The following is a 24496-nucleotide window of genomic DNA, read 5'->3' as shown; positions in this document are numbered from 1 at the left end:
GTTATATTATATCGTCCCAATTTCGCCAATTTCGGCATATCCCTTAGCGCAACTCACGAGAGGCTCTTCATGCAGCAGAGATTCGCGGTTTTTATCGGCGCAATGGCGGCAGGACTGACCTTTGCCACCCCTGCCTATGTGCACCCGCATGTCTTTGCCGAAGCGCGCCTGGACGTATCGATCAAGCCCGATGGGACCGTTGAAAAGCTCGGCCACGTCTGGCGTTTCGACGACATCTTTTCAAGTACGGTGCTGGTCGAGTTCGACAAGAACGCGGACATGAAACTCGACGAAAAGGAACTGACGGAACTCGCCTCGACGATCAACGCGTCGATATCGGAATACGACTATTTCCAGTCCGTCACGCTCGATGGCAAGCAGATCGCCATGGGAGCGCCACAGCACCTCATCGCGGACTTTCAGAACAACCAGTTGTTGATCATCTTCGAGAGTGCGCCAAAGCAGCCGCTAAAGCTCGGCAAGAAGACCAGTTTCGGCGTCTATGACCCGACATTTTATACGGCAATCGACTATGTGAACGACACGGACATCCATGTCAGCGGCGTGCCCACCGGCTGTACGCAGAAGGTGGTCCGTCCTGACCCCGACGAAGCGATCGCCGCCAACCAGGCAACGCTCACAGATGCCTTTTTCAACGATCCAACAGGGACCAACATGTCGAAGATCTTTGCGACCCGGTTGGAAATCGAATGCCCCAAGGGCTGAGTGAAGGATAGACCATGCGCAAACGCACCCTGGTGGGTACCCTGGCAATCCTCGTTCTTGTCGGCGGGCACGCCCTCGCCCAGACCTCTTCGCTCGGAATCGGCTCCAACGAGGTTGCCATGCAGCCGACAGGGCCGTTCGCCGAGCTCATCCTCTGGATAAACATCCAGCAGCGCAATTTCTATCTCGCCATGACCCACGCCCTGAAAGGCATGCGCGAGGATCCCTGGCAAGTGTCGATACTCGTCGGCCTGTCATTCCTCTACGGCATCCTCCATGCGGTCGGCCCGGGACATGGCAAGGCTGTCATCTCCTCCTACATGTTGGCCAATGAGACGACCTTGCGGCGTGGCGTGCTCCTGTCATTTGCGTCATCCATGCTGCAGGCGTTCACTGCGCTCTTCATCATCGGCCTGACATTTCTGGTGCTACGCGGCACCACGGTTTCGATGAACGACGCGGCGCGCTATATGGAGATCGGGAGCTTCGTACTGATTATCGCCTTCGGCCTTTCATTGCTCTGGCGCAAGGTTCCGCGGCTGTTTCGCCCGCGCGTAGCTCAACTCGTGGCACAAAGCGACGGTACTGCGGCACTCGCCCGCGATCATCATCACCACCATCACCACCATGATCATCACCAGCATGATCACGTGCACCATGCCCATGCCGGACACGATCACGATCACCACCACGCTCATGGTCACCATCATCATGCCGAGGGCGACGTGTGCGAGACCTGCGGGCATTCGCACGCGCCGGATCCTGCCATGCTTGCAGGGGAGTTCAACTGGAAGACAGCCTGGGCCGCGATCGTTGCAGTGGGTTTGCGTCCCTGTTCGGGCGCGCTGATCGTCCTTACCTTCTCGCTGCTCAACGGGCTTGTTCTCGGCGGTGTGCTTTCGGTGTTCGCGATGGCGCTCGGAACGTTCATCACAGTCGCGGTCCTCGCCACACTGGCAGTGACGGCAAAGAATGTTGCGCTGAGGGTTTCGGGCGCCTCCGCGCTTTCCGGGCGGGTCCAGAACATTATCGAAGTTGCCGGGGCACTCTTCATCGTGCTCTTTGGCATCCTGCTCCTGACCGCGTCGCTGCGGTTCTAGAGCTTGCTCGGGATCAGTCGTCCTTGTGCTGCCGCCTGGCACGCAGCCAAAACACGACGAAGAAACCGGCAACGAAGACGACGGCAAGGACTCCGGCGGCCGGTGCCGATCGCTCGCCAAGCGCCAGCATCAGTGTCGGCATGAAATAGGCGACAATGCCAAAACCAAACATGATGCAGGCGGCCGCGATGGCGGCACTACGGGTTTTCGGATCCATCACGCTTCAAACGCCTCGATTGCTGTTGGCAGGTTTGTAGCGGCAGCACGTATTTATGCAAGGGGCGCTTTCACGCGGCGCGGAACTCTTCGAGCCGCTTGATCTGCTTGCCCGCGGCATCGAAATTCTCCGGTGAAAGCCATTTCTGGTAGGCGGCCTTCAGCGCCGGCCATTCGCTGTCGATGATCGAGAACCACGCCGTATCGCGGTTCTTGCCCTTTTGCACCATATGCTGGCGGAAAATGCCTTCGAACTTGAAGCCGAAGCGCTCTGCCGACCGTTTGGAGGGCTCATTGGCATTGTTGCACTTCCACTCATAGCGGCGGTAGCCGAGTTCGTCGAAAATATAGGCCATGAACAGATAGTGCGCTTCGGTGGCCGCGGGTTTGCGCGAGATCAGCGGGCCCCAATAGATATTGCCGATTTCGATCACGCCGAAGGCCGGATCGATGCGCATGAGCGTCTGGCGTCCGGCGACCTTGCCGCTCGCCTTGTCGATGACGGCAAAGAAAAGGGGGTCCTTGCTCGCGGCAACCTTCTCCAGCCATTCATCGAAAGCCGCGCGGTTCTGGGGCGGAGCTTCAAACAGATAGCGGAAACGGTCGTCGGCATCGGTGACGCTCGATGCTTCGAAGAGCCCGTCGCCGTGTTTTGCCGGATCCAGCGGTTCGAGGCGGGCGAAACGCCCTTCGAGGGGTTCGCGCGCAGGCACGGGCCGGGGTGTCCAGGTCGTCAAGTCTGTCATGGTGAAATTTGCTCGCTCAGCGTCATCCAGAATGTTTGACTTGTTACTGTACTCAAAGCACAAAGCAGAAGTTGAAAATTGTATGTGGGACAAGAATATGCTGCGCACTATTCCGGGGTTTGACCGCATCGGTGAAGAGAATGCGTTTGCCGTGCTGGCACGCGCAACTGCTCTGGGCGCCCAGGGCAAGGACATCATCAATCTCGGCATTGGCCAGCCGGACTTCAAAACGCCCGCCCATATCGTGGACGCCGCCATTAAGGCGCTGCGCGATGGTCACCATGGCTATACGCCCGCCACAGGCTTGCTCGCGGCGCGCGAGGCCGTGGCACGGCGCACGCTGACAACGACCGGCATCGAAGTCTCTCCGGACAACATCATCATCGTCCCTGGCGGCAAGGTGACGATGTTTGCGGCGATCATGATCTTTGGCGAACCTGGCGCCGAAATCCTCTATCCCGATCCGGGTTTTCCGATCTATCGCTCCATGATCGAGTTCACCGGCGCCAAGCCTGTTCCCGTCCCGATACGGGAAGAGAACGGTTTTGCCTTTTCGGCCGATGAAACGCTGGCGCTGATCACGCCGAAGACGCGTCTCTTGATCCTCAACTCGCCGGCCAATCCGACCGGCGGCGTGACGCCCCGCGCGGAAATCGAAAAGCTGGTGAAGGGCCTCGAAGCCCATCCCCATGTTGCGATCATGTCGGACGAAATCTATGACGTCATGACCTATGATGGCGAGGAGCATCTCTCGCTCCTGACCTTCCCATCCATCCGCGACCGCCTGATCGTGCTCAACGGCTGGTCCAAGACATGGGCGATGACCGGCTGGCGCATGGGCTGGTCGATCTGGCCGGACCAGCTTTACGACAAGGTGCGCAAGCTCGCGGTCAATTGCTGGTCCTGTGTGAACGCGCCAAGCCAATATGCCGGCATCGCAGCCATCGACGGACCGCAGGACGATGTCGAAAAGATGTGCCGGGCCTTTGACAATCGCCGGCGCATTGTCGTCGATGGGCTGAACAGCCTGCCGGGCATCAGTTGTGCGACGCCGAAGGGCGCCTTCTATGCCTTTCCAAATGTCAAGGAAACCGGCTGGCCTGCCAAACAGCTGGCGTCAGCCCTGCTCGAGGAGGCAGGCGTTGCACTGATCGGCGGGCCAGATTTCGGCATTCTCGGTGAAGGATATGTGCGCCTTTCCTATGCCAACTCCGAAGAGAACATCCTGCGCGCCATTGAGCGGATCGAGAAGTTCCTGGCGAAATAGGGCGGAGATTCTTCACGTCCATCAACGGGCGCGGGAGGGGGTGGGATTCTTTTGATATCCCACCGTGATCTTGCTTCGACCCTGCACTGCCGTCATCGGCCCTCACCCACCGCCACTGCCGTCTTCCTCGGGCTCTTGTCCCGAGGATCCAATAGCATGACAACTGATGCGTCGATGGCTTGAGCTATGTGGTCCTGGATCCTCGGGAAAACCCGAGGAACCAAAAACAGGGCACCGAATCCCTTCCCGCACAAATGCCTTAAGCGGCCGTATTCGCCTTGGCGTTTGCGACCGTCGCCTCGATGTGGTCGATCAGGCTGTCGGGCAGTTTCAGCCGGCCTGCAAGCAGGTCGAGATAGCCGCGTTCGGCTCGGGTCTTCGGATCGATTGCAAGGCGGGAAGCCGTATAGAGCTCAACTTTCTGCGCGTCGGTGACGGCCGCGGCAACGATTGCGTCGAGGTCGACGGGCGCATTGAGCTCGTTCGTGAGAAAGGCCTGCGTATCGCTGTTGAGGCCGGAAAGGGCGAGCTTGTCGGCAATGCGCTTGCGCTCCTCATCATCCACATGGCCATCGGCACGGGCGGCCGCAATCATCGCGCGCACCAGCACAAGCGCAAATTCGTGCTCGCCCTGCGGCGCGGTTTCGGGATGGAAGCTCGAGTCATTCGGCGGCGGCAAGAGTTCGCCATCGAGCGCCGTCGGCTGCTCGGCCTCGGCAGGCGTCTTGCCTGACTGGTAATTCTGATAGGCTTTGTAGGCGAGGCCCGCCACGGCAGCGAGACCGCCGAGCTTCAGGGCACCGCCCGCAACGTCCCGGCCAGTTCCGGTGCCAAGCAGGATAGCCGCGATCGTACCGGCCGCCAGCGGATTGTCCTTGGCCATCTGCGTCGCCTTGCCCGCAGTGTCCCGCACGGACGTGCCGACGCCGGGGATATTGCTTCCAAGGAAATCATCGAGAATCTTCTTCGGATCAAGCATGCTAATCTCCTCTTTGGCTGCATGAACTGGCCTGGCTTAGTTAGGACCGGGTTCATGGCATTGCAATGACAGGAAGGAGATTTGTCGTCCGGGCATGGGCGGCGCGGGATTACGAGCCTATGTGCTCTTTGGCGCCACGCGCACGGGCAAGACGCACCTGCTTCTGCCGCTCGGCAAATCGGGCACGGTCCGCCTCGGTTCGCTCATGGTAGCAATGGGGGCAGGAAACGCCTTCTTCGAACAGCGGCGAAAACTTGTCCTCCGGCGCGATCGGATTGCGGCAGGCGTGGCAAAGCTCCGCCTCACCCTCGACAAGCCCGTGACCGACCGACACCCGCTCGTCAAAGACGAAGCATTCGCCTTCCCAGCGGCTTTCCTCGGCCGGCACGTCCTCGAGATATTTCAGGATGCCGCCTTTGAGATGGTAAACGTCCTCGAAACCGAGGCCCTTGACGAAAGCCGTCGCCTTTTCGCAGCGAATGCCCCCCGTGCAGAACATGGCAATCTTCTTGCCTTCCAGTTCGTCGCGGTGGTCTTCGATCCATTGCGGAAATTCGCGGAAGGTCTTCGTCTGTGGATCGACTGCCCCGGCAAAGGTGCCGATCGCCGTCTCGTAATCGTTACGCGTGTCGATGAGGATCGTATCCGGGGCGGCGATGAGCGCGTTCCAGTTCTCGGGCTCCACATAGGTGCCGACGCTTTGCAAGGGATCGATATCAGCGACCCCCATGGTGACGATCTCCTTCTTCAGCCGCACCTTCATCCGCTTGAAGGGCATTTCGCTGGCATAGGAATATTTCAGCTCCATGCCGGCGATAGCAGGCTCGGCATTGAGGAAATCGACAAGCTGCTGGATAGCTGCGGCCGATCCCGCGACAGTGCCGTTGACGCCTTCGGCAGCAAGCAACAGGGTTCCCTTGATGCCGAGACCGCAGCAAAGCTTCGCCAGCGGCTCCTGCAGCGACTGGTAGTGATCCAGTCGCGCAAAGCGATAGAGCGCGGCCACTTTGAAGGGCAGGTTTAAAGAATGGTCTGTCATGATCGCCTCCAACTACTGTGCCGGCCGCCGGATTTCAAGCATTTTGGCAAATCGACGCGGTCGCCTCACACTCTCGTCGCACTTGTTTGCCAGTATTTCCGGGTTTCGATGGACAAAACCGCCCCGCGCTACTAAATCGATTGAACCCAAGGCTAGTGGAGAGAATGACATGACCCAGAAGACCGACTTGCTGTTACCCGTCCTCAAGGGCCAACCGGTCATTCCGGTCATTCTCGTGCACGATGTTGCGCACGCCGTGCCGCTCGCGCGGGCGCTTGCCAAGGGCGGCCTGCCGGCGATCGAGATCACCCTGCGCACGCCCGCCGCTCTTGACGCCATCCGCGCCGTCGCCGCGGAAGTGCCGGAAGCGATTGTCGGCGCGGGCACGATACTCAATGCGCGCCAGTATGAGGAGGCCAGCGCTGCGGGCTCGCGCTTCATCGTCAGCCCCGGGGCGACGCCGCAGCTGATCGAGGCCGCGAGGGACAGCAACGTACCGCTTTTGCCCGGCGCGATTACGCCCGGCGAGATCATGGCGCTGCGCGAGGAAGGCTATACGATGCTGAAGTTTTTTCCGGCTGACCAGGCAGGCGGTGCGACTTTCCTGAAATCGCTGGCTTCCCCGCTTGCGGGCACCATGTTCTGCCCCACCGGCGGGGTTAGCGCCGCCAACGCCAGAACGTATCTGAGCCTGCCGAACGTCGTCTGTGTCGGCGGATCGTGGGTTGCGCCAGAAGAGCATGTCAAGGCCGGCAACTGGGACGAAATCACCAGGCTTGCGGCAGACGCCGCAAAGCTGGCGGGCTGACGTCGCGTAGCTCCGGCCTTTCCGACGTCATCTTCGGATCGACAGTCTCTCAGGGCATCCTCGCCTCTGCCCCGCCGTGCCCTCCTCTCCACCGTCATCCTCAGGTCAGGCCCGAGGATCCACCTTCGATTCGGAGGCGCATGCGGCTCGGTTACGTGGTCATGGGTCCTCGGGTCAGGCCCGAGGATGACGGCGGTAGTGGTGGATAACGGTGGTACTGGATGAAGGCCGGGATGGATGGATCGATGTATGCATGACGCCAGATAAGGTGATACCATCCACACTCACTAGGAGAGGTCACGTAACCGCGATGTCATCCACGGTTCAATAGCATCCCCGTACTATCCCGCGGCGACGACCGCGACGCGCTAATTCCACACTGACTTAAACGGCTATGACGGCGTGCGGAGGGGTGACTTCTTTGATCCCGACCCTCCGACGTCATCTTCGGATCGACCGTCCCCGGGGCGTCATCCGCCTCTGCCCCGCCGTACCCGCCTCTCCGCCGTCATCCTCGGGCCATGTCCCGAGGATCCACCTTCAATTCGGATGCGCATGCGGCTCGGCTACGTGGTTATGGGTCCTCGGGTCAGGCCCGGTGGTGGTGGTGGGACGAAGGTAGTGACGTATAACGCCTGTAGTGGCTTATAAAACACTACCCTCTCAGTGTCGCGGGAGGGGAACCTACGAACCGCTGGTCGGGCTGAACTTGGCGATCTGCAGGAACGTCACGGCCTTGCCGGTGAACTTGTTGGCGTCGACCGGCGCATCATGCTGGAAGCCCGTGACATAGACTGTCGTCGGTGCGGTGCGCAGCAAGGCGTTGCGGATCACTGCCGGTTCGACGTGCGGCGCCACCGCTGCTACCTGCCGGGTCGAGAGCGCGCGATCGGGTACCTCGTTGCCAACCTGGATTGCCCGCGGAGCCTGTTCCTCCGCCGCCTTCCGGTGCGGTTTGGCACCCTTCGTCGTCGTCACGACGCCGCTGTTGAGCATCGCGGCAGGATCGCCTTTGGCATGCAACATGGTCTCGCGCAGCGTCGCCATCGGCTCGGCTGAAGCCAGTTGCAGGTTTTGCTGCGCTGCCGGCTGCGGGTGGGCCACGCGGCCACCTGTCGAGCCTGGAACGGTTGGCAGAACCTTGGGCTGCGACGCCGCTACCGACTGGCGCAGCAGCGCCTCCGGTGTCGGGTCCTCGTCCGGTATGGTGATGACATCCTGTTCGGCCGAAGCGTTCTGCGCTGATGGAGTGTTTGCCACGGCTGCAGCACTCGCGGGCGCGGGCCGCTGATCGGGAACGATCGACGCCATCAGCATGTCATTGTGCTTCGGCTTTTCGAACGGCACGGGCACCAGCGCATTGACCATCTCGGCCTGCGCCTTCCCGGCATCGCTGTCGGAAGCGTCGGGATTGGCCGCGATCAGCTCGCGGATGGCGCTCGCGCTATCCTGCGGACGCGGCTCGGGCAAAGCAGCGATAACCGTTGACTTGTCGGACGCAAGCGCGTTGAGCGTTGCGGGAGCCTCCGGCGCGGGCGTCGGCGTATAATCGGGGCGGCGCAGCGGCACCGGCACGTTCAAGGCCAATGTCTGGCTGTCGTCCGGCGTACCGGCCTGGTCCTGTTCGGCAGGTTGCGGCGCCTTGGCCGTCGTCGCGACCGGAGCAGCCGTACCCTCAGCCTCGTCCGCGACGGATGCGGGCTTGGTCACGGCGCTTTTCGCCGGCTTTGCCGCCGACGCTACAGCAACTGAACCTTCGCTGTTGTCTTCGTCTTCGTCGGCACCGCCGCCAAAGAGCATGCCGAACAACGTCTTGCTGCGGCCGGAGCGCGAAGCGCTGGCGATTTGGATGGAGCTGCCATTGCGGCGGCGCGCTTCATAGGCGGCAACAGCCTGTTCATAGCCAGGCAGCGGCTTGCCATCCGACGGGATGTGCAAAGTCTTGCCATCCGGGAATACGGTGAGAAGTTCCTTGCGGCTCATGCGCGGCCAATAGCGCACATTACCGACATCGGTATGAACGAAGGGCGAGCCGGACGTCGGGTAGTAACCGACGCCGCCGGCCTGGAACTTCAGGGCGGTATAGCGAAGCGTTTGCAGTTTCACGCCCGGAAGGTACCAGTCCATGGCCTTGCCCAGAATATGCTGGCTTTTTTCAGCAACGCCGCGCGAGCGCGAGCGCAGCATGGAATTGGTCGATGGCGAGCGATAGCCGCAGACAACATAAATATAGTCGCGGCCGCCCACCGTCTGGTAAATCTGCCAAACCAGATCGAACAGGCGCGGATCCATCTTGGTGGGTTCGTTGCGGCGCCAGTCGCGCAGGAACTGGTTGAGCTTGTTCAAACCATCCTGTTGGAAGCGGCCATCTTTCTTGAACGTGACTTCGATGCGTTCATTCGTGTGAACGGCGTAGAGCTTGAGGGTGCGGGTTTCTGCATTTGCCTGGGTGAAGGCAAAGAGCATCGACGCGAAGATCATTGTGACGGCAAACCACGCAGTACGCGCGAGCGAGGCAACCGTCAAACCGCCGTTCTTTGCATGCTTCATATATGCCAATTTCGTCCCAACCCTGACCGCGATACACAACCCCCGGATGGCTGAATTATCGGATTTAATGGTTAATGGTCGCTTTACTGAAGAACAAATACGTTGAGAGCATGGCAAAAACGCACGAAGAATCCATCGTTTTGTGACATGGTCAACGGGTTGTTAACAGCACAATTAAGGCGTTTTAACGAATGAATCCATCCTGCAAAAGTCTAAAAAGTGCTTCAATGTAAAATAAGCCAGATGCTACTAGGACCATTGCAAACTCGTTTTTAAGGTTTAGCAATTTCCGACTGATTACTCCGATTCGATCCTTCACGGATTGTTTCACTGCTTTAACATGGTGCTGAAATGACTTTGGAAACAGATAGATACAGAGGCGAAGATGCTGTGCGGGCTGCTCCTGCAAAGGGCGCTGGCAATCCGGCAAAGGCCGACCAGGCCGCACTCGGCACGCTTCCAGTGTGGAACCTCGGCGACCTTTATCCTTCCGCGGACAGCAGTGAACTCAAGGCCGATCTCGTCCGCGCCAACGCGCTTGCGGTGGCATTCGAAGACCGCTGGAAGGGCAAACTTGCCGCTGAAGCCGGAAAGCCGAATGGGGGGGACTTCGTTCAGTCGATCACCGAGTTCGAGGTACTTGAAGAATTGATCGGTAAGATCGTCTCGTTTGCCGGCCTCGTCTATGCCGGTGACACGTCTGACCCCAAGCATGCCAAGCTTTATGGCGACATCCAGCAGAAGATGACAGATGCCAGCACCCACCTCATCTTCTACAGCCTCGAATTAAACCGCATCGATGACGCCATTCTCGACAAGGCGATGAATGACAATCCCGCCATCGGCCACTATCGCCCCTGGCTGACGGATCTGCGCAAGGACAAGCCCTACCAGCTTGAAGACCGACTGGAGCAGCTGTTTCACGAGAAATCGATAACCGGGCGCGGCGCCTGGAACCGTCTCTTCGACGAGACGATGACGGCGTTGCGGTTTACGGTAAACGGCGAAGAAATGGCGCTGGAGCCCACTCTGAACCTGCTGCAGGATGCAGATCCGGCTCTGCGCAAGGCTGGATTCGAAGCACTCGCTGCAACATTCAAGGACAATTTGCGCACCTTCACCCTCATCACCAACACGCTCGCCAAGGACAAGGAAATCTCCGATCGCTGGCGCGGCTTTGAGGATATCGCCGATAGCCGGCACCTCGCGAACCGGGTCGAGCGGGAGGTGGTGGATGCGCTGGCGGCGGCGGTTCAGGCCGCCTATCCGAAACTGTCGCACCGCTACTACGCGATGAAGGCGAAGTGGCTCGGCCTTGAATTTCTCAACAACTGGGATCGCAACGCCCCGCTGCCGGAAACGCCACAGGCGGTCATCTCCTGGAACGATGCGCGTGAAACCGTGCTTTCCGCCTATAGCGGCTTTGCCCCCGAAATGGCCGATATTGCGCGCCGGTTCTTCGACAGGAACTGGATTGACGCACCCACCCGGCCTGGCAAGTCACCCGGAGCCTTCGCACACCCCACCGTTCCCTCCGCCCATCCCTATGTGCTTCTCAACTATATGGGCAAGCCGCGCGATGTGATGACGCTTGCCCATGAACTCGGCCACGGCGTGCACCAGGTGCTTGCGGGCGGTCAGGGCGCCTTGATGGCCTCGACGCCGCTGACGCTTGCCGAGACGGCATCCGTCTTCGGCGAAATGCTGACGTTCCGCTCGCTCCTCGAACAGACCCGCGACAAACGCGAGCGCAAGGCGATGCTGGCACAAAAGGCCGAGGACATGATCAACACGGTCGCGCGCCAGATCGCCTTCTACCAGTTCGAGCGCCGTGTTCACACCGAACGCATGGAAGGGGAACTTACCTCCGACCGTATCGGCGAAATCTGGCTCGACGTGCAGAAGGAGAGCCTTGGGCCGGCGGTGCATTTCGCCCCGGGCTACGAGACCTTCTGGACCTACATCCCGCATTTCATCCATTCGCCGTTCTACGTCTATGCCTATGCCTTTGGCGACTGCCTGGTGAACTCGCTCTATGCGGTTTACCAGAATGCCGAAGCGGGCTTTCAGCAAAAATACTTCGACATGCTCAAGGCCGGCGGCACCAAGCACCACTCCGAGTTGCTGGCGCCATTCGGCCTCGATGCCACCGATCCGGCTTTCTGGCAGAAGGGCCTTTCGGTCATCGAAGGCATCATCGACGAACTGGAAGCCATGGACGCTGACTGATGGATGCAGAGTCACCCTGGCAAGCCCCGACGCACACGCCATATGACGGGTCGGCGCAGCCTTTCACCATCGGCTTGCAACAGCTCGACCACAGGGACTGGATCGAAATTGATGATCATCTGCTCGGCTATCTTGCCGAAAAGCAGCGGCTTTTTGCACGCCACGGCGAGAAGATTTTCGTAGAGGAGCCAGGCAGCGAACCGGGCCAGAAGGAGGTTTTCGACCTGCTGACCGCCCACCTCATCGAACATTTTCCCAAACGATATGAGCGCAAGGGCGATGCTGTCATTGTCTCTGGCAGGGACGATGCCATTGCGCTCGGCGAAGCCGCAACGCCCTACCTGCACCGGGCGGCAAACCTCGTGCAGGAGGACCTTGTGCTCATGCGCAAGGACGAAAGGCGCGGCTGGCACCTCGGTACCGCCTCGCTGTCCTTTCCGTCATCATGGACCCTTCTCGAAAAATTCGGCCGTTCCATGGAAGAGATTCATGCGCCCGTCCCGGATTTCGGCGCAGGCACCCGCAATGCAGGCCTCATCGCGCGCATGTTCGACAATCTGCGCCCGGACCGTTCGGTGTTCCGCATGAACTGGTCGCTTCAACCTGATGGCGAACTCTACCACCCCTTGGCAAGCCATGAGAAAGGCGCGCTCTACACGGACGACGACATTGCAGCGCAGAGTTTCGTTCGGGTCGAGCGTCAGACGTTGCGCAAGCTTCCCGTCTCCGGCGATATTCTCTTCACCATCCGCATCCACCTCGACCCGATAAAGGCGCTCAAGAAACACCCGGAGTGCCGGGCCGTCGCTGAAGCTTTTTGCCGGCAACTCGAGGCATTGAACCCGGCGCAATTGCACTACAAAGGTATTATGACGATCCGCGATCGGCTTTTAACCGCGCTGAGAACCCTATAATCGCGCCTCGATTAACAGTAGATTGAAATTTTCAACATGCGGCGCAAAGGGTTGTTTGCTCTTTGTCACATCTATGCTCTATGGTTTCTTTGATGCCGATCTATAGCGGCTGCCTCAATGATGGAGATCAAAATTAGGAGCACGAAAAAAATGGCGAAGGCTGAATGGCCTATACATGGAGAAATTACTGGTCCGATCGTGATGATCGGTTTTGGATCCATCGGTCGGGGTACCCTGCCCCTCATCGAACGCCACTTCAAATATGACAAATCCCGCCTGGTCGTTATCGACCCCAGCGATGCCAATAAGAAGCTGCTCGACGAGCGCGGCATCCGGTTTATCCAGCAGGCGATCACCAAGGACAATTACAAGACCGTCTTGAAGCCGCTTCTTACCGAAGGCGGCGGCCAGGGCTTCTGTATCAATCTTTCCGTCGACACCTCTTCCGTCGATATCATGCATTTGTGCCGCAAGAACAACGCACTCTATATCGACACCGTGATCGAGCCGTGGATCGGCTTCTACTACGACAACGACATGGATAATGCCGACCGCACCAATTATGCGCTGCGCCAGACATTGCTGGCCGAGCGCAAGAAGCATCCGGGCGGACCGACCGCTGTTTCGTGCTGCGGCGCAAATCCCGGCATGGTGTCCTGGTTCGTCAAGCAGGGCCTGCTTGAACTCGCGCGCGACCTCGGCATCGACCATAGCGAACCGGCACGCGACGACCGCAAGGGCTGGGCCAAGCTGATGAGCAGGGTCGGCGTCAAGGGCATCCATATTGCCGAGCGCGATACGCAGCGCGCTGGCGACCCTAAGCCCTTCGGCGCTTTCTGGAATACGTGGTCGGTCGAAGGGTTCATTTCCGAAGGCTTGCAGCCGGCCGAACTCGGCTGGGGCACACATGAAAAGTGGATGCCCAAAAATGCGCGCAAGCAAAAGAAGGGCAACAAGGCCGCGATTTTCCTTGAACAACCCGGCGCCGACACGCGCATTCGTACATGGTGCCCCACTGAAGGTGCGCAGTTCGGCCTGCTGGTGACCCATAACGAGTCGATCTCGATCGCGGATTTCTTCACCGTGCATGACAAGAAGGGCAAGGTTTCCTACCGCCCGACCTGTCATTATGCCTATCATCCCGCGAACGTCGCGACGTTGTCGCTTGACGAGATGTTCGGTGCCGCCGGCCAGCCACAGGCGATCCAGCACGTGCTCGACGAATCTGAAATCGTCGATGGTGCCGATGAACTCGGGGTTTTGCTCTACGGCCATGAGAAGAACGCCTACTGGTACGGCTCGCAACTGACGATCGAGGAAGCGCGCAAGCTTGCCCCTTACCAGAACGCGACCGGACTCCAGGTCTCGTCGGCGGTCATGGCGGGGATGGTATGGGCGCTGGAAAATCCGGACGCCGGCATTGTCGAAGCCGACGAGATGGATTTCCGCCGCTGCCTCGAGGTGCAGACGCCCTATCTCGGACCGCTCAAGGGCCACTATACGGACTGGACGCCGCTCCACAACCGACCCGGTCTGTTCAAGGAAAATCTCGACATGGATGATCCCTGGCAGTTCCGCAACATCCTCGTCCGCTCGTGACGCAAACGGCAGCCTCCGGTCATCATATCCCCACCGCTGCGTCATCCTCGGGCCTTGTCCCGAGGATCCATCTTGCAAAAGAGGGACCCTGCCAAGACAAGTACAAGACAACCAGTAAAATCGCAGCGCGTACGGCAACCAAGCTTACCCGTCTTCCCTCCGCCGTTATCCTCGTTCCCGAGTCCCGAGGATCCCTATGGCCAAGATCACGGTCGTCCCGCGAGGACAACGAAGCTGGCCGACTGCCGCTCCACCACCGCCGCTACCCCGTGGCCGCCATCGTCTCCGGCCGTCATACCCCACATGCGCCCACCCCTGCAGTCATCCTCGGGCCTTGTCCCGAGGATCCATCTTGCAAGAATGACTCAGCGAAGACGACCAGTAGAACCGCCGAGCGTGCGGCACCCAAGCTTCAAAGCGATTCTCCTGACCGCATGACCGCCTAAGCCCATGATTGCGGATATTCGCGTCGGTCTTGTTGCCCAACCATGCCGAAAGCCGTTGCGAGTCGTTCGCGTGATCGTCATCACACAACTCTATTATGGATCGGCGAAGGACGCGGCAGGCATTGATCGCATCCTTGTGTGTCGCGGTTCGAACGATCATCTGGTCCTGCTCCTGGAAACAGTGTTGAGCCGAATGCATACCAAGAGTTGAATGTCTGGATGGAACAAATGGTAGCCTCAAACACTTCACATCTGCAATTAAACTTAGGTCTTGTTTCTGCTTGATTTTCACGGCATCTAGATATCCAGAACCATGGGAGAATATTGGATGAGACGTTTTTCGCTGCCCGTCGCCGTTACGCTTAGCCTTTCCCTTGCCGGCTGCATGAGCGGGTCCATGCAGGATGGCGCAGGCGTGCAGGTCGCCAAGCCGACGGACGCCGTTCAGGGCCAATGGTTCGACACGTCGGGTGTCGCCTTCTCGAATTTCAACGGCGGCGTCTTCGAGACCCGCGCCAACGATACCAAGGAAAAACTCGCTGAAGGCAATTACCGCTTCGCCTCGGCGAATCTGATCGAGATCAACATGCGCTCGCTCGCGCGCGGCACCCAGTCCAAGGTGAATTGCGCCCTTGTCAGCACCGGCCAGCTCAACTGCACCTCGTCCAGCGGCCAGCAATTCTCGCTGACGCGGCGCGGCCCGCAAACGGGCTGAGGCCGAAACATTCGACCAATTGCTCGATTGCATGGCGGTCAAAGGAATGAAACCATTGCTCGTCAACCGATGCTCCACGCGCCGATCTGGAGCCAGTCAACCGGGAGCAGATCATGTCCGGAATTCTTGCCCGACTTCTCGTTGCAACTTCAGTGCTTGGCCTGTCGGCGGGTGCGGCGATGGCCGACTATACGCTCAACATCCTGCATATCAACGACCAGCATTCGCGCATTGAGCCGATAAACAAGTACGATTCGACCTGCTCGGCTGAGGAAACAGCCAAGAACGAGTGCTTCGGCGGCATAGCTCGGGTCAAGGCCAAGATCGACGAGCGCCGCGCCGCGCTGTCGAAGGATGGTGGCAATGTCATCGTCCTCGATGCCGGCGACGAATTCCAGGGTTCGCTGTTCTACACGACCTACAAGGGCGACGACACCGCCGAATTCATGAACCAGATGGGCTTCGACGCGATGGCCCTCGGCAATCACGAATTCGACGACAAGCCGGAGAGTCTCGCGAAGTTCCTCGAAAAGGTGAAGTTTCCGGTCATTTCCAGCAATACGGAAGCCGCGCCGGATTCGCCGATCGCCGGCAAGTTCAAGCCCTATCTCATCAAGGAGATTGGCGGCCAGAAGATCGGCATCATCTCGGCCCTGACAACCGATACGGCGGAGATATCCAGCCCTGGCCCGAGCGTGAAATTCGCGAATGAAGCCGAGACGCTGCGGAAGGTTGTCGACACCCTCAAGGGCGAAGGCGTCAACAAGATCATCGCGCTCAATCACGATGGCTATCTCAGGGACAAGGAATTGGCCGCGCAGGTCGACGGCATCGACGTCATCGTCGGCGGCCACAGCCATACGCTGCTCTCCAACACCGATCCCGAAGCAATCGGCCCCTATCCGACGCTGGTCAAAAGCCCTTCCGGCCGCGATGTGCCGATCGTCCAGGCCAAATCCTATTCGAAATATCTCGGCGAACTCAAGGTGACCTTCGACGACGAGGGCAATGTCATCAAGAGCGAGGGCGCACCCATCCTTCTCGATTCGACCGTGACGCCTGACCCGGCCTTCGTCGCCCGCATCAAGGAACTTGCCCAGCCAATCGAGGAATTGAAGTCGCGCAAGGTCGGCGAATCGACCGGCGTGATCGAAGCCGCCCGCGAGGTGTGCCGCGCCCGCGAATGCAGCATGGGCGATCTCGTTGCCGATGCCATGCTGGACCGGGTCAAGGGCCAGGGCGTGACGATCGCCATCATCAATGGCGGCGGCCTGCGTGCCTCGATCGATGCGGGCGACGTGACCATGGGCGAAGTGCTGACCGTGCTGCCGTTCCAGAATACGCTGGCGACATTCCAGTTGCGCGGATCCGATGTTGTCGCCGCACTCGAAAATGGTGTCAGCCAGATCGACCAGGGCGCGGGGCGCTTCCCGCAGGTAGCCGGTCTCAAATACACACTCGACGTATCAAAGCCGGCCGGCAGCCGCATCTCCGATATAGCGGTGATGCAGGGCGACAGCTTTCGCCCGCTGGATCCTGGCGCAACCTATGGCGTGGTTTCGAACAATTACATGCGCGCCGGCGGCGACGGCTACAAAATCTTCTCGACGAATGCCGTCAACGCTTACGATTACGGTCCGGGACTGGAACTCGTTCTTGCCGATTATCTCGGCCAGCACGTCCCCTACAAACCCTATACGGATGGGCGGATAACGATGGCGGCGGCCGCGCCGGTTGTCGATCCGATGCCAGCGCCGCCCGTAACACAGAAGGCGCCCGAACCGGCAAAGCCTGCGGCGCAAAGCGCCGCCAACCATCATCCGGACAGCTATACGATCAAGCGCGGCGACAATTTCTGGGAGATTGCCGAGGAGATTTACGGCAAGGGCATCGAATGGAAGAAGCTTGCCGGAGCCAATCCCGAGATGAAACCGATGAAGCTGCCGATCGGCGCGCAAATGAAGGTGCCCGGCCTTTAGCCTGATTGTACATGACCGCACATGAGGTGGATCCTCGGGCCTTTGTCCCGAGGATTCATGACCATTTGTGCAGAACCACGCGCATCCGCCTTGAAGGTTGATCATCGCAAAGTCCAAGGACGAGCATGCGGCCTTTCGCACTCTTGCAATAAAGCCTGCCCGCTCTACGTTCCACCGCGCAAGCGTGGAGTATGGATATGGCAATTTCAGACGAGGCCCGGGTGGCGGTGCGCAAGCCCGACAATCATCCGGCAATCGAAACGTCGAAGGTCGGCGTTCTTCTCGTCAACCTTGGGACGCCTGATGGCACCGACAAGGTTTCCATGCGGCGATACCTTGCCGAATTTCTCTCGGACAAGCGCGTCATCGAGTGGCCGCGGGCCGTCTGGCTGCCGGTGCTCTACGGGATCGTGCTCAACACCCGCCCGAAGAAATCCGGCGCGCTCTACGACAAGATATGGAACCGCGAGCGTAACGAGTCGCCCTTGCGCACCTATACGCGTTCGCAAAGCGAAAAACTCGCCGCAGCGCTTTCCGCCCATCCCAATGTCGTCGTCGATTGGGGGATGCGCTATGGCCGGCCCTCCATCGAGGAAGCGTTGCAGCGGCTCGACCGGCAGGGCTGCAAGCGTATCGTCATGTTCCCGCTCTACCCGCAATACTCCGCGACGACTACGGCAACCGTGAACGACAAGTTCTTCGAGGCGCTGGTCAAGATGCGATTCATGCCGGCGACCCGGACCGTTCCCTCCTATCAGGACGAGCCGGCCTATATCGATGCTCTGGCGACCTCGATCGAAAAGCACTACGCGTCGCTGGGCTATGAGCCCGAATTGCTCATCGCTTCCTATCACGGCATCCCGCAAAGCTACTTCAAGCGCGGTGATCCCTATCCATGCCATTGCTGGAAGACGACGCGGCTGCTGCGCGAACGGCTCGGCTGGGGCGAAGATAGGCTTATCACCACCTTCCAGTCGCGGTTCGGCCCGGAGGAATGGATGCAACCCTATACCGACAAGACGTTGGAGCAGCTTGCCAAGGACGGCGTGAAGTCCGTCGCCGTCTTCAATCCGGGGTTCGTTGCCGATTGCCTCGAAACGCTCGAGGAAATTGCCGGCGAAGGCGCGGAAATCTTCCATCACAATGGCGGCGTAAATTTCACGCATGTCCCCTGCCTGAATGATTCTGAGGAAGGCATGAAGGTCATCGAGACCCTGGTGCGCCGCGAGTTGCAGGGCTGGATTTAGAGGGTCCCGGCGGGCTCGCTCGAATCGCTGCTTTGGTCTATCTTGCGCTTGCCGGCTCACGGGCGGTAACATTTCGTAACGCCGCTTGAGCGGTCGTCGGCCAGGGAGAGCAGCATGCCGTTGAGCGGATTCGACTTCACCATACCGGTTCTGGTCATCCTCGTGCTCGTGGTCCTGTTTGCTGGCGTCAAGACGGTGCCGCAGGGCTATAATTACACCGTCGAGCGCTTCGGTCGCTATACGCGCACGCTCGCGCCGGGTCTCAACCTGATCGTGCCTTTCTTCGACCGCATCGGCGCCAAGCTCAACATGATGGAGCAGGTGCTTGACGTTCCGACCCAGGAAGTCATTACCAAGGACAATGCCAACATTGCCGTCGACGGCATCGCCTTCTACCAGATCCTCAACGCGCCGCAGGCTGCCTATCAGGTCAGCGGCCTGCAAAACGCCATTCTCAACCTGACGATGACGAATATCCGCACCGTCATGGGCTCGATGGTTCTCGACGAACTTCTCTCCAACCGCGACGCAATCAATGACCGGCTGCTGCGCGTCGTGGACGAGGCGGCGCATTCGTGGGGCATCAAGATGACGCGCGTCGAGATCAAGGATATAAACCCGCCAAAGGATCTGCTCGATTCAATGGCAAGGCAGATGAAGGCCGAGCGCGACAAGCGCGCGGTCGTTCTTGAAGCCGAAGGCACGAGGGCGGCGCAGATCCTGCGTGCCGAAGGTCTGAAACAGTCGCAGATTCTCGAGGCCGAAGGGCGGCGCGAAGCCGCGTTCCGCGAGGCAGAAGCGCGCGAGCGCCTGGCTGAAGCCGAGGCCAAGGCGACGGAAATCGTCTCTGCCGCCATTGCCGGCGGAAACGTCCAGGCGCTCAACTATTTCGTCGCCCAGAAATACACCGAAGCGTTCGGCAAGTTCGCCGGTAGCCCCAACCAGAAGATCATCTTCATGCCGATGGAAGCGTCTTCACTCGTCAGCACGCTCGGAGGCATTGGCGCGCTTGCACGCGATGTCTTCGGCGACGGCGCGCAACCGGCTTCGCCATCACCCTCGACGCCACCGGTGCGCGGCCGAACGGTGCCCGGCACCGGCGGAACGAATAGCTGACGCCCGGCGAAGGAGCATAGCCATGCTTGAACGCCTGTTTACCGAACTTGGGCCATGGAACTGGGTGGTGCTCGGCCTCGTGCTGATGATCTTCGAAGTGGCGGCGCCCGGCATCTTTTTCCTATGGTTCGGCATCGCAGCCATCATCGTCGGCGGACTCGCGATTCTCTTTGCCGAGGCGCTTGGGCTTACCTGGCAAATCCAGGTCATCATCTTCCTTGTGCTTTCCGTAATTGCCGTCTTCATCGGCCGCAAGCTTATCGGCGCGACAGATGCCGTCTCCGATGAGCCATTGCTGAACCGCCGCGCCGAACAGATGGTCGGTCTTGTCGTCACGCTGGAGGAAGCAACCGTCAACGGACGCGGCCGAGCCCGCGTCGGTGATAGTCTGTGGCGGGTTAGCGGGCCGGATCTCGCCGCCGGCACGCGCGTGCGCATAACCGGCGTCGATCATGGGATCCTGGTCGTCGAAGCAGCCTAGGCCGCTCCAATACGCAACAGGTCGTGGAAGTGCACTATCCCGACCGGATAGTTCTTCTCGGTCACGATCAGGGCGCCAATATTATACTGGTTGAGAAGCGCAAGGGCGGCGCTCGCTAGCATGGTCGGCGGCACGGTCTTCGGATCGCGCGTCATGATGTCTTCGACATTCATGGCAATGAGATTGCGATGCAGGTTACGCGACAGATCGCCGTCGGTGATAATGCCGGCGAGTGTGCCTTCCTCGTTCTGCACCGCAATGCAGCCGAAGCGTTTGGCCGCGAACACCTTCATCGCGTCGGGAATAGGCGTTCCGAGCGGAACGAGCGGTATCTGGTCGCCGCTGTGCATGATCTCGCGAACATGGGTCAGGCTGGCGCCGAGCGACCCGCCCGGATGGAAGGTCTTGAAATCCCCGGCGGTGAAGCCGCGTGCCTCCAGCAATGCAATGGCAATCGCATCGCCCATGGCAAGCTGCATCAGCGTCGATGTCGTCGGCGCAAGACCATGCGGACAGGCTTCCGTCACGCGGGGCAACAACAACACCACATCGGCGGCATTCGCCAAGGCCGACGTCTCGCCGGCCGTCACCGCGATGAGCGGAATGCGGAAGCGCATCGCATAACTGACGATGCCCTTGAGTTCCGCCGTCTCGCCCGACCATGACAGGGCAATGATCGCATCGTCGACGGCAATCATGCCGAGATCGCCGTGATTTGCCTCCGAGGGATGCACGAAGAACGCCGGCGTGCCGGTCGAGGCAAATGTCGCCGCAAGTTTCGAACCGATATGGCCGCTCTTGCCGACCCCGGTCACGATGATCCGCCCGCGGATCGAGGCGATCTTTTCGATGGCGCGGCAGAACGGTTCGGCCAACGGGCCGCCGAGCGCTTCGCTCAGCGCAACGAGACCGTCGGTTTCGGTTGAGATGGTCCGTTTGGCGGACTCGACCGCTGCGGATTTGTCGAGATCGGTGTGATTGATAGCCTGCATGGCGAGAACCGTTAGCGCTTTGCACTCCGGCTGTCCAATTTTTGTTAAAGGCAATGCCCGGGAATGGCATCGAACGACCGCGAATTAGCAGGTCATTAACCATGCCTCTTTACCATCCCTCAACGTTCGAACTCATTGGCAAACCTGCATATGCATCCTCGGCACCCACGTTTGGAAGCCCCGCCCGGCGGCAGCTTCAGACCTGCCAGCATCGTCTGTCTCCTGACAGCGCTGCTCGGCACGACCGTGCTTGCCCCCCACGCACTTGCCCAGCAACAGGTCCCCCTGCGCGGTCCCGTCGGCGAAAATGTGCTACAAGCACAGAGCAATAGCCGGCGCATTCTCGCCCAGAATACCGTTCCGCCGACGGGAACCCCACCGCCCGACAGCGGTATCCCCTCGCGACCCTACGAACCCTTGAGCCCTGGCGCCCTACCGCCTGTGACGGGCGATGAAGGTCTTGGCCTGCGCGGCGTCCCGCCGGACAGCGATCTCCTGCCTTCCGGCCCCGCCGACGACAGCAACAATCTTGGCGCGAAGTCACCGCCAGTCGACCAGTTCGGACCGATCCCCGAGGACAGGGCGGCACGCACCGTGGCGTCGCGTCGCGTCCGCGCGGCTGTTGACGAGGAGACCACCAATTCGATCCCAAACCCGCCGATCGAGCAGAACCGGGAGGCAAACGCGCCGGCGGGCCCGGCCGAGCGCGACAATCTGCCGGAACCCGCCATCGAACGGCGCGCCATTCGCCCCGATCCAGAACCGTTTGCGCCTTTTGGCATTAGAGCCGGCACCGTAACGCTGCGCCCGTCGATCAGTACGGGGCTCCGCGCCACGACCAATGCCGATGGCAGTTCCGATGGGTCCGGCGCGCTTTTGTCGGAAACGCGCCTGCGCGCCCGCGCCACGACCGATTGGTCGCGTCATTCCGCCTGGCTCGATTTTGATGGCCTCTACGACAAGTCCCTCGCCGGCGAGGACTATTCGGCGCCCAACATCGCCCTGCGCAGCGGATTTCAGCTCGACCTCGGTGCGCGCACCACGGTGAAGGGCGAGGCCGGCTATCGCTACCGGCAGGAAGACCCAAGCGCCCCCACGACGATCGTCGGCACCTCGAATCGCCCGGCCGTGCAGGATATCGACGCCAATCTTGGGGTGCGCCGGGAATTCGGCCAATTCTTCGCCGACGCCAAAGGCAATGTCGACCACACCACCTACGGCAATGCCGAATTCTCCGACGGCACCACAACGAGCCAGAAGGACCGGGACAATACCTTTGCGAGTGTCGCGCTGCGCGGCGGCTTTGAAATGTCGCCGGCGATCAAGCCGTTCGCTGAGGTAGAAATCGGCAAACTGATGTATGACGAAGCCGTCGATTCCAACGGTTTCCGCCGCTCCGGCATGCGGACGGGGCTGCGCGGCGGCGTCGAGCTCGATATCCGTGAAAAGCTGACGGGAGAACTGGCGCTCGGCTACCTGCGCCAGGACATCGAGGACGATCGCCTTAATGCTGTCGAAGGCCTCAGCGTTGATGGGGCGATCAAATGGTCGCCGCAGCGAGGAACCGACGTTGATATCGGCCTTCTCACCCGCATCGAAGGGGCGACGGCACCCGGCGATAGCGGTTCGATTTTCTATGAAGGCACGGTCGGCATCAAGCGGCAGGCGCGCGCCAATCTCGATCTCAAGGCTAATCTCTTCGTTTCGCTGCGCGACAACAAGGACGATACCGGCTGGGACAAGGGTTTCGGTGCCGAGATCGGCGCTACCTATTGGTTCAACCGTTTCTTCGGTCTCGATATCAGCGCCCGTCACGAACTGACGCGCAGCGAGGTGGACACCCGCAATACGAACGAGACCAGCATATTCGTAGGGGTCACGCTGCAACGATAGGCGGCCATGGCGAGGCCGGCCCTACCGCGTCCGGAAGTTCAGCGGCCCTCCGCGACTGACACCGCGTTCGTACACCCCACTGCTGTTCACCCACCACCGCCGTCATCCTCGGCCCTTGTCCCGAGGACCCACGATGACGGCATAGGGGAAAATTCCGTGACGGCGCTGACCACGAACAAGGATGCCGGCGGAGGGGTAGACTAAGAGCGGGAGCCCAGTCGAGGCTGCCCGCCAAACGCCCACTCAGTCCTTCGGCTGGATCGTCTTCAGCATATTGCCGATATTGTCGATGACGCCGCCGCGGATGTCGTTGCGCCACAGGGCGAAGGCGACATTGGCTTCGACGAAGCCTTCCTTCGAACCGGTGTCATAGGTTCGTCCCCGGAAGTGGTAGCCGAAGAAGTCCTGTTCCCTCGTCAGCTTCAGCATGGCGTCGGTCAGCTGGATTTCATTGCCTGCGCCCCGCTCCTGATGTTCGAGAATGTCGAAGATTTCGGGCTGCAGGATGTAACGGCCATTGATGTAAAGATTGGACGGCGCCGTGCCCTTGGCCGGCTTCTCGACCATCTCGGTCAATTCGAAGCCCTTGCCCACCGGCCTGCCCTGACCGACAATGCCGTATTTATGTGTTTCGGCCGGATCGCATTCCTGCACGGCGATGACATTGCCGCCTGACTGGTTGTAGAGCTCGACCATATCGGCCATGCAACCGGTCGATTCGGGCTGCATAATCATGTCGGGGAGCAACAGCGCGAATGGCTCATCGCCGACGATGTCGCGTGCGCACCAGACCGCATGGCCAAGTCCCATCGGCACCTGCTGGCGGGTGAAGCTCGTTGTTCCCGGTCCTGGCTGGATGCTTTGGAGTTCCTCGAGAAGTCCGGTCTTGCCGCGTTCAGCGAGCGTGGCATAGAGCTCGTACTGCGCGTCGAAATAATCCTCGATGACAGCCTTGTTGCGTCCGGTCACAAAGATGAAATGCTCGATGCCGGCCTCGCGCGCCTCATCCACCACATATTGGATGACCGGCTTGTCGACAACGGTCAGCATTTCCTTGGGAATGGATTTTGTCGCTGGGAGCACGCGGGTACCAAAACCCGCAACTGGAAAGACGGCCTTACGGATTTGCTTTCTCGTCGTCATCGTTACCTCGTCAGTGTTGCACGCTTCGATTACTGACGATGCATTCTGCACAAGATGCAAGCGAACAGTATCATTTCAAATTTACGCATAAACTTGTACAAAACCGCCGCCGGCTCTGGGTTTATGCGCTAGACAATTCGGTCTCAAAGACCCAAAATACATAACGCTGTAAAATAAATATTCGTTGCCGTTGTTAATGTAGCCTGGCAGCGCGCGTTTGCCGATGCATGGTAAACCAATTCCTAACTTTGCCATGTCTATTTTATCGTTTGACCCAAAAATGTGGAAACACAGTTCGAGGAGAAAACATA

At 59.9% G+C, this 24496-nt stretch carries 20 protein-coding genes; 13 read left to right on the top strand and 7 right to left on the bottom strand.

Annotation, left to right across the window (positions count from 1 at the left end; all coding sequences use genetic code 11):
* Positions 1-69 precede the first annotated feature (69 nt).
* Positions 70-726, top strand: coding sequence for a DUF1007 family protein (locus GF108_RS12990; RefSeq protein WP_153668341.1), 657 nt, complete (start codon positions 70-72; stop codon positions 724-726).
* A gap of 14 nt (positions 727-740) precedes the next feature.
* Complete coding sequence (locus GF108_RS12985; RefSeq protein WP_153668340.1) at positions 741-1826, top strand: nickel/cobalt transporter; 1086 nt, start codon at positions 741-743, stop codon at positions 1824-1826.
* A gap of 13 nt (positions 1827-1839) precedes the next feature.
* Here GF108_RS12985 and GF108_RS12980 read toward each other — a convergent pair whose 3' ends face one another.
* A complete protein-coding gene (locus GF108_RS12980) occupies positions 1840-2043 on the bottom strand; it encodes a hypothetical protein (RefSeq protein WP_153669416.1) in 204 nt (67 codons plus the stop codon).
* 70 nt (positions 2044-2113) lie between these two features.
* Positions 2114-2788 (bottom strand): GNAT family N-acetyltransferase, encoded by a 675-nt coding sequence (locus GF108_RS12975; RefSeq protein WP_153668339.1) that lies wholly within the window; start codon positions 2786-2788, stop codon positions 2114-2116.
* 97 nt (positions 2789-2885) lie between these two features.
* Here GF108_RS12975 and GF108_RS12970 point away from each other — a divergent pair, with 97 nt between their 5' ends.
* Positions 2886-4055 (top strand): pyridoxal phosphate-dependent aminotransferase, encoded by a 1170-nt coding sequence (locus GF108_RS12970; RefSeq protein WP_153668338.1) that lies wholly within the window; start codon positions 2886-2888, stop codon positions 4053-4055.
* Positions 4056-4314: 259 nt separating this feature from the next.
* Here the strand turns inward: GF108_RS12970 and GF108_RS12965 are convergent, their stop codons facing one another.
* Both GF108_RS12965 and GF108_RS12960 read right to left on the bottom strand, forming a co-directional pair.
* On the bottom strand, positions 4315-5034 hold the full coding sequence (locus GF108_RS12965) for a tellurite resistance TerB family protein (RefSeq protein WP_153668337.1): 720 nt from the start codon (positions 5032-5034) through the stop codon (positions 4315-4317).
* A 109-nt stretch (positions 5035-5143) separates the two neighbouring features.
* Positions 5144-6073 carry a rhodanese-related sulfurtransferase gene (locus GF108_RS12960; protein WP_153668336.1) on the bottom strand — a complete coding sequence of 310 codons (930 nt, stop codon included), beginning with the start codon at positions 6071-6073 and terminating at the stop codon, positions 5144-5146.
* Between the two features lie 169 nt (positions 6074-6242).
* Here GF108_RS12960 and GF108_RS12955 point away from each other — a divergent pair, with 169 nt between their 5' ends.
* Positions 6243-6881 carry a 2-dehydro-3-deoxy-phosphogluconate aldolase gene (locus GF108_RS12955; protein ID WP_153668335.1) on the top strand — a complete coding sequence of 213 codons (639 nt, stop codon included), beginning with the start codon at positions 6243-6245 and terminating at the stop codon, positions 6879-6881.
* Positions 6882-7565: 684 nt separating this feature from the next.
* Here the strand turns inward: GF108_RS12955 and GF108_RS12950 are convergent.
* A complete protein-coding gene (locus tag GF108_RS12950) occupies positions 7566-9431 on the bottom strand; it encodes a DUF882 domain-containing protein (RefSeq protein ID WP_153668334.1) in 1866 nt (621 codons plus the stop codon).
* A gap of 351 nt (positions 9432-9782) precedes the next feature.
* Here GF108_RS12950 and GF108_RS12945 point away from each other — a divergent pair, with 351 nt between their 5' ends.
* The 8 genes from GF108_RS12945 to GF108_RS12910 all read left to right on the top strand — a co-directional run bounded on the left by GF108_RS12945 (position 9783) and on the right by GF108_RS12910 (position 20157).
* On the top strand, positions 9783-11660 hold the full coding sequence (locus tag GF108_RS12945; protein WP_153668333.1) for a M3 family oligoendopeptidase: 1878 nt from the start codon (positions 9783-9785) through the stop codon (positions 11658-11660).
* Positions 11660-12574 (top strand): DUF3445 domain-containing protein, encoded by a 915-nt coding sequence (locus tag GF108_RS12940; RefSeq protein WP_153668332.1) that lies wholly within the window; start codon positions 11660-11662, stop codon positions 12572-12574. The genes GF108_RS12945 and GF108_RS12940 overlap by 1 nt, the downstream gene beginning before the upstream one ends.
* Positions 12575-12724: 150 nt before the next feature.
* Positions 12725-14173 carry a homospermidine synthase gene (locus tag GF108_RS12935; protein ID WP_153668331.1) on the top strand — a complete coding sequence of 483 codons (1449 nt, stop codon included), beginning with the start codon at positions 12725-12727 and terminating at the stop codon, positions 14171-14173.
* A gap of 774 nt (positions 14174-14947) precedes the next feature.
* Complete coding sequence (locus tag GF108_RS12930) at positions 14948-15334, top strand: hypothetical protein (protein WP_027229507.1); 387 nt, start codon at positions 14948-14950, stop codon at positions 15332-15334.
* Positions 15335-15447: 113 nt separating this feature from the next.
* Positions 15448-17313, top strand: a complete 1866-nt coding sequence (locus tag GF108_RS12925; protein ID WP_153668330.1) for a bifunctional metallophosphatase/5'-nucleotidase — start codon at positions 15448-15450, stop codon at positions 17311-17313.
* Between the two features lie 197 nt (positions 17314-17510).
* Positions 17511-18560, top strand: a complete 1050-nt coding sequence (gene hemH / locus GF108_RS12920) for a ferrochelatase (protein ID WP_153668329.1) — start codon at positions 17511-17513, stop codon at positions 18558-18560.
* A gap of 120 nt (positions 18561-18680) precedes the next feature.
* Entirely contained in the window at positions 18681-19676 is a 996-nt protein-coding gene (locus GF108_RS12915) for an SPFH domain-containing protein (RefSeq protein ID WP_172982664.1), read from the top strand.
* A gap of 22 nt (positions 19677-19698) precedes the next feature.
* Entirely contained in the window at positions 19699-20157 is a 459-nt protein-coding gene (locus GF108_RS12910; protein ID WP_153668328.1) for an NfeD family protein, read from the top strand.
* Here GF108_RS12910 and GF108_RS12905 read toward each other — a convergent pair.
* Positions 20154-21149, bottom strand: coding sequence for an SIS domain-containing protein (locus tag GF108_RS12905; protein WP_153668327.1), 996 nt, complete (start codon positions 21147-21149; stop codon positions 20154-20156). The two genes, GF108_RS12910 and GF108_RS12905, sit on opposite strands and share 4 nt — an antisense overlap.
* 171 nt (positions 21150-21320) lie before the next feature.
* Between GF108_RS12905 and GF108_RS12900 the strand changes: the two genes are divergently transcribed.
* On the top strand, positions 21321-23042 hold the full coding sequence (locus GF108_RS12900; protein WP_172982637.1) for an outer membrane beta-barrel protein: 1722 nt from the start codon (positions 21321-21323) through the stop codon (positions 23040-23042).
* 243 nt (positions 23043-23285) lie between these two features.
* Here GF108_RS12900 and galU read toward each other — a convergent pair whose 3' ends face one another.
* Complete coding sequence (gene galU / locus GF108_RS12895) at positions 23286-24185, bottom strand: UTP--glucose-1-phosphate uridylyltransferase GalU (RefSeq protein WP_153668325.1); 900 nt, start codon at positions 24183-24185, stop codon at positions 23286-23288.
* Between the last annotated feature and the right edge of the window lie 311 nt (positions 24186-24496).

Source organism: Phyllobacterium sp. SYP-B3895 (assembly GCF_009647635.1).
Taxonomy (GTDB): domain Bacteria; phylum Pseudomonadota; class Alphaproteobacteria; order Rhizobiales; family Rhizobiaceae; genus Phyllobacterium; species Phyllobacterium pellucidum.
Note: the sequence above shows the minus strand (reverse complement) of the source record. Positions and strands in the feature narration are given on the sequence as shown.

Bases quoted from the DNA above. Each gene is read 5' to 3' on its own strand.
- GF108_RS12925 (WP_153668330.1), top strand. From the start codon at position 15,448: ATGTCCGGAATTCTTGCCCGACTTCTCGTTGCAACTTCAGTGCTTGGC.
- GF108_RS12955 (WP_153668335.1), top strand. From the start codon at position 6,243: ATGACCCAGAAGACCGACTTGCTGTTACCCGTCCTCAAGGGCCAACCG.
- GF108_RS12975 (WP_153668339.1), bottom strand. From the start codon at position 2,788: ATGACAGACTTGACGACCTGGACACCCCGGCCCGTGCCTGCGCGCGAA.
- GF108_RS12960 (WP_153668336.1), bottom strand. From the start codon at position 6,073: ATGACAGACCATTCTTTAAACCTGCCCTTCAAAGTGGCCGCGCTCTAT.
- GF108_RS12940 (WP_153668332.1), top strand. From the start codon at position 11,660: ATGGATGCAGAGTCACCCTGGCAAGCCCCGACGCACACGCCATATGAC.
- GF108_RS12970 (WP_153668338.1), top strand. From the start codon at position 2,886: ATGCTGCGCACTATTCCGGGGTTTGACCGCATCGGTGAAGAGAATGCG.
- GF108_RS12945 (WP_153668333.1), top strand. From the start codon at position 9,783: ATGACTTTGGAAACAGATAGATACAGAGGCGAAGATGCTGTGCGGGCT.
- GF108_RS12965 (WP_153668337.1), bottom strand. From the start codon at position 5,034: ATGCTTGATCCGAAGAAGATTCTCGATGATTTCCTTGGAAGCAATATC.
- hemH (WP_153668329.1), top strand. From the start codon at position 17,511: ATGGCAATTTCAGACGAGGCCCGGGTGGCGGTGCGCAAGCCCGACAAT.
- GF108_RS12980 (WP_153669416.1), bottom strand. From the start codon at position 2,043: ATGGATCCGAAAACCCGTAGTGCCGCCATCGCGGCCGCCTGCATCATG.
- GF108_RS12935 (WP_153668331.1), top strand. From the start codon at position 12,725: ATGGCGAAGGCTGAATGGCCTATACATGGAGAAATTACTGGTCCGATC.
- GF108_RS12930 (WP_027229507.1), top strand. From the start codon at position 14,948: ATGAGACGTTTTTCGCTGCCCGTCGCCGTTACGCTTAGCCTTTCCCTT.
- GF108_RS12985 (WP_153668340.1), top strand. From the start codon at position 741: ATGCGCAAACGCACCCTGGTGGGTACCCTGGCAATCCTCGTTCTTGTC.
- galU (WP_153668325.1), bottom strand. From the start codon at position 24,185: ATGACGACGAGAAAGCAAATCCGTAAGGCCGTCTTTCCAGTTGCGGGT.
- GF108_RS12950 (WP_153668334.1), bottom strand. From the start codon at position 9,431: ATGAAGCATGCAAAGAACGGCGGTTTGACGGTTGCCTCGCTCGCGCGT.
- GF108_RS12910 (WP_153668328.1), top strand. From the start codon at position 19,699: ATGCTTGAACGCCTGTTTACCGAACTTGGGCCATGGAACTGGGTGGTG.
- GF108_RS12990 (WP_153668341.1), top strand. From the start codon at position 70: ATGCAGCAGAGATTCGCGGTTTTTATCGGCGCAATGGCGGCAGGACTG.
- GF108_RS12905 (WP_153668327.1), bottom strand. From the start codon at position 21,149: ATGCAGGCTATCAATCACACCGATCTCGACAAATCCGCAGCGGTCGAG.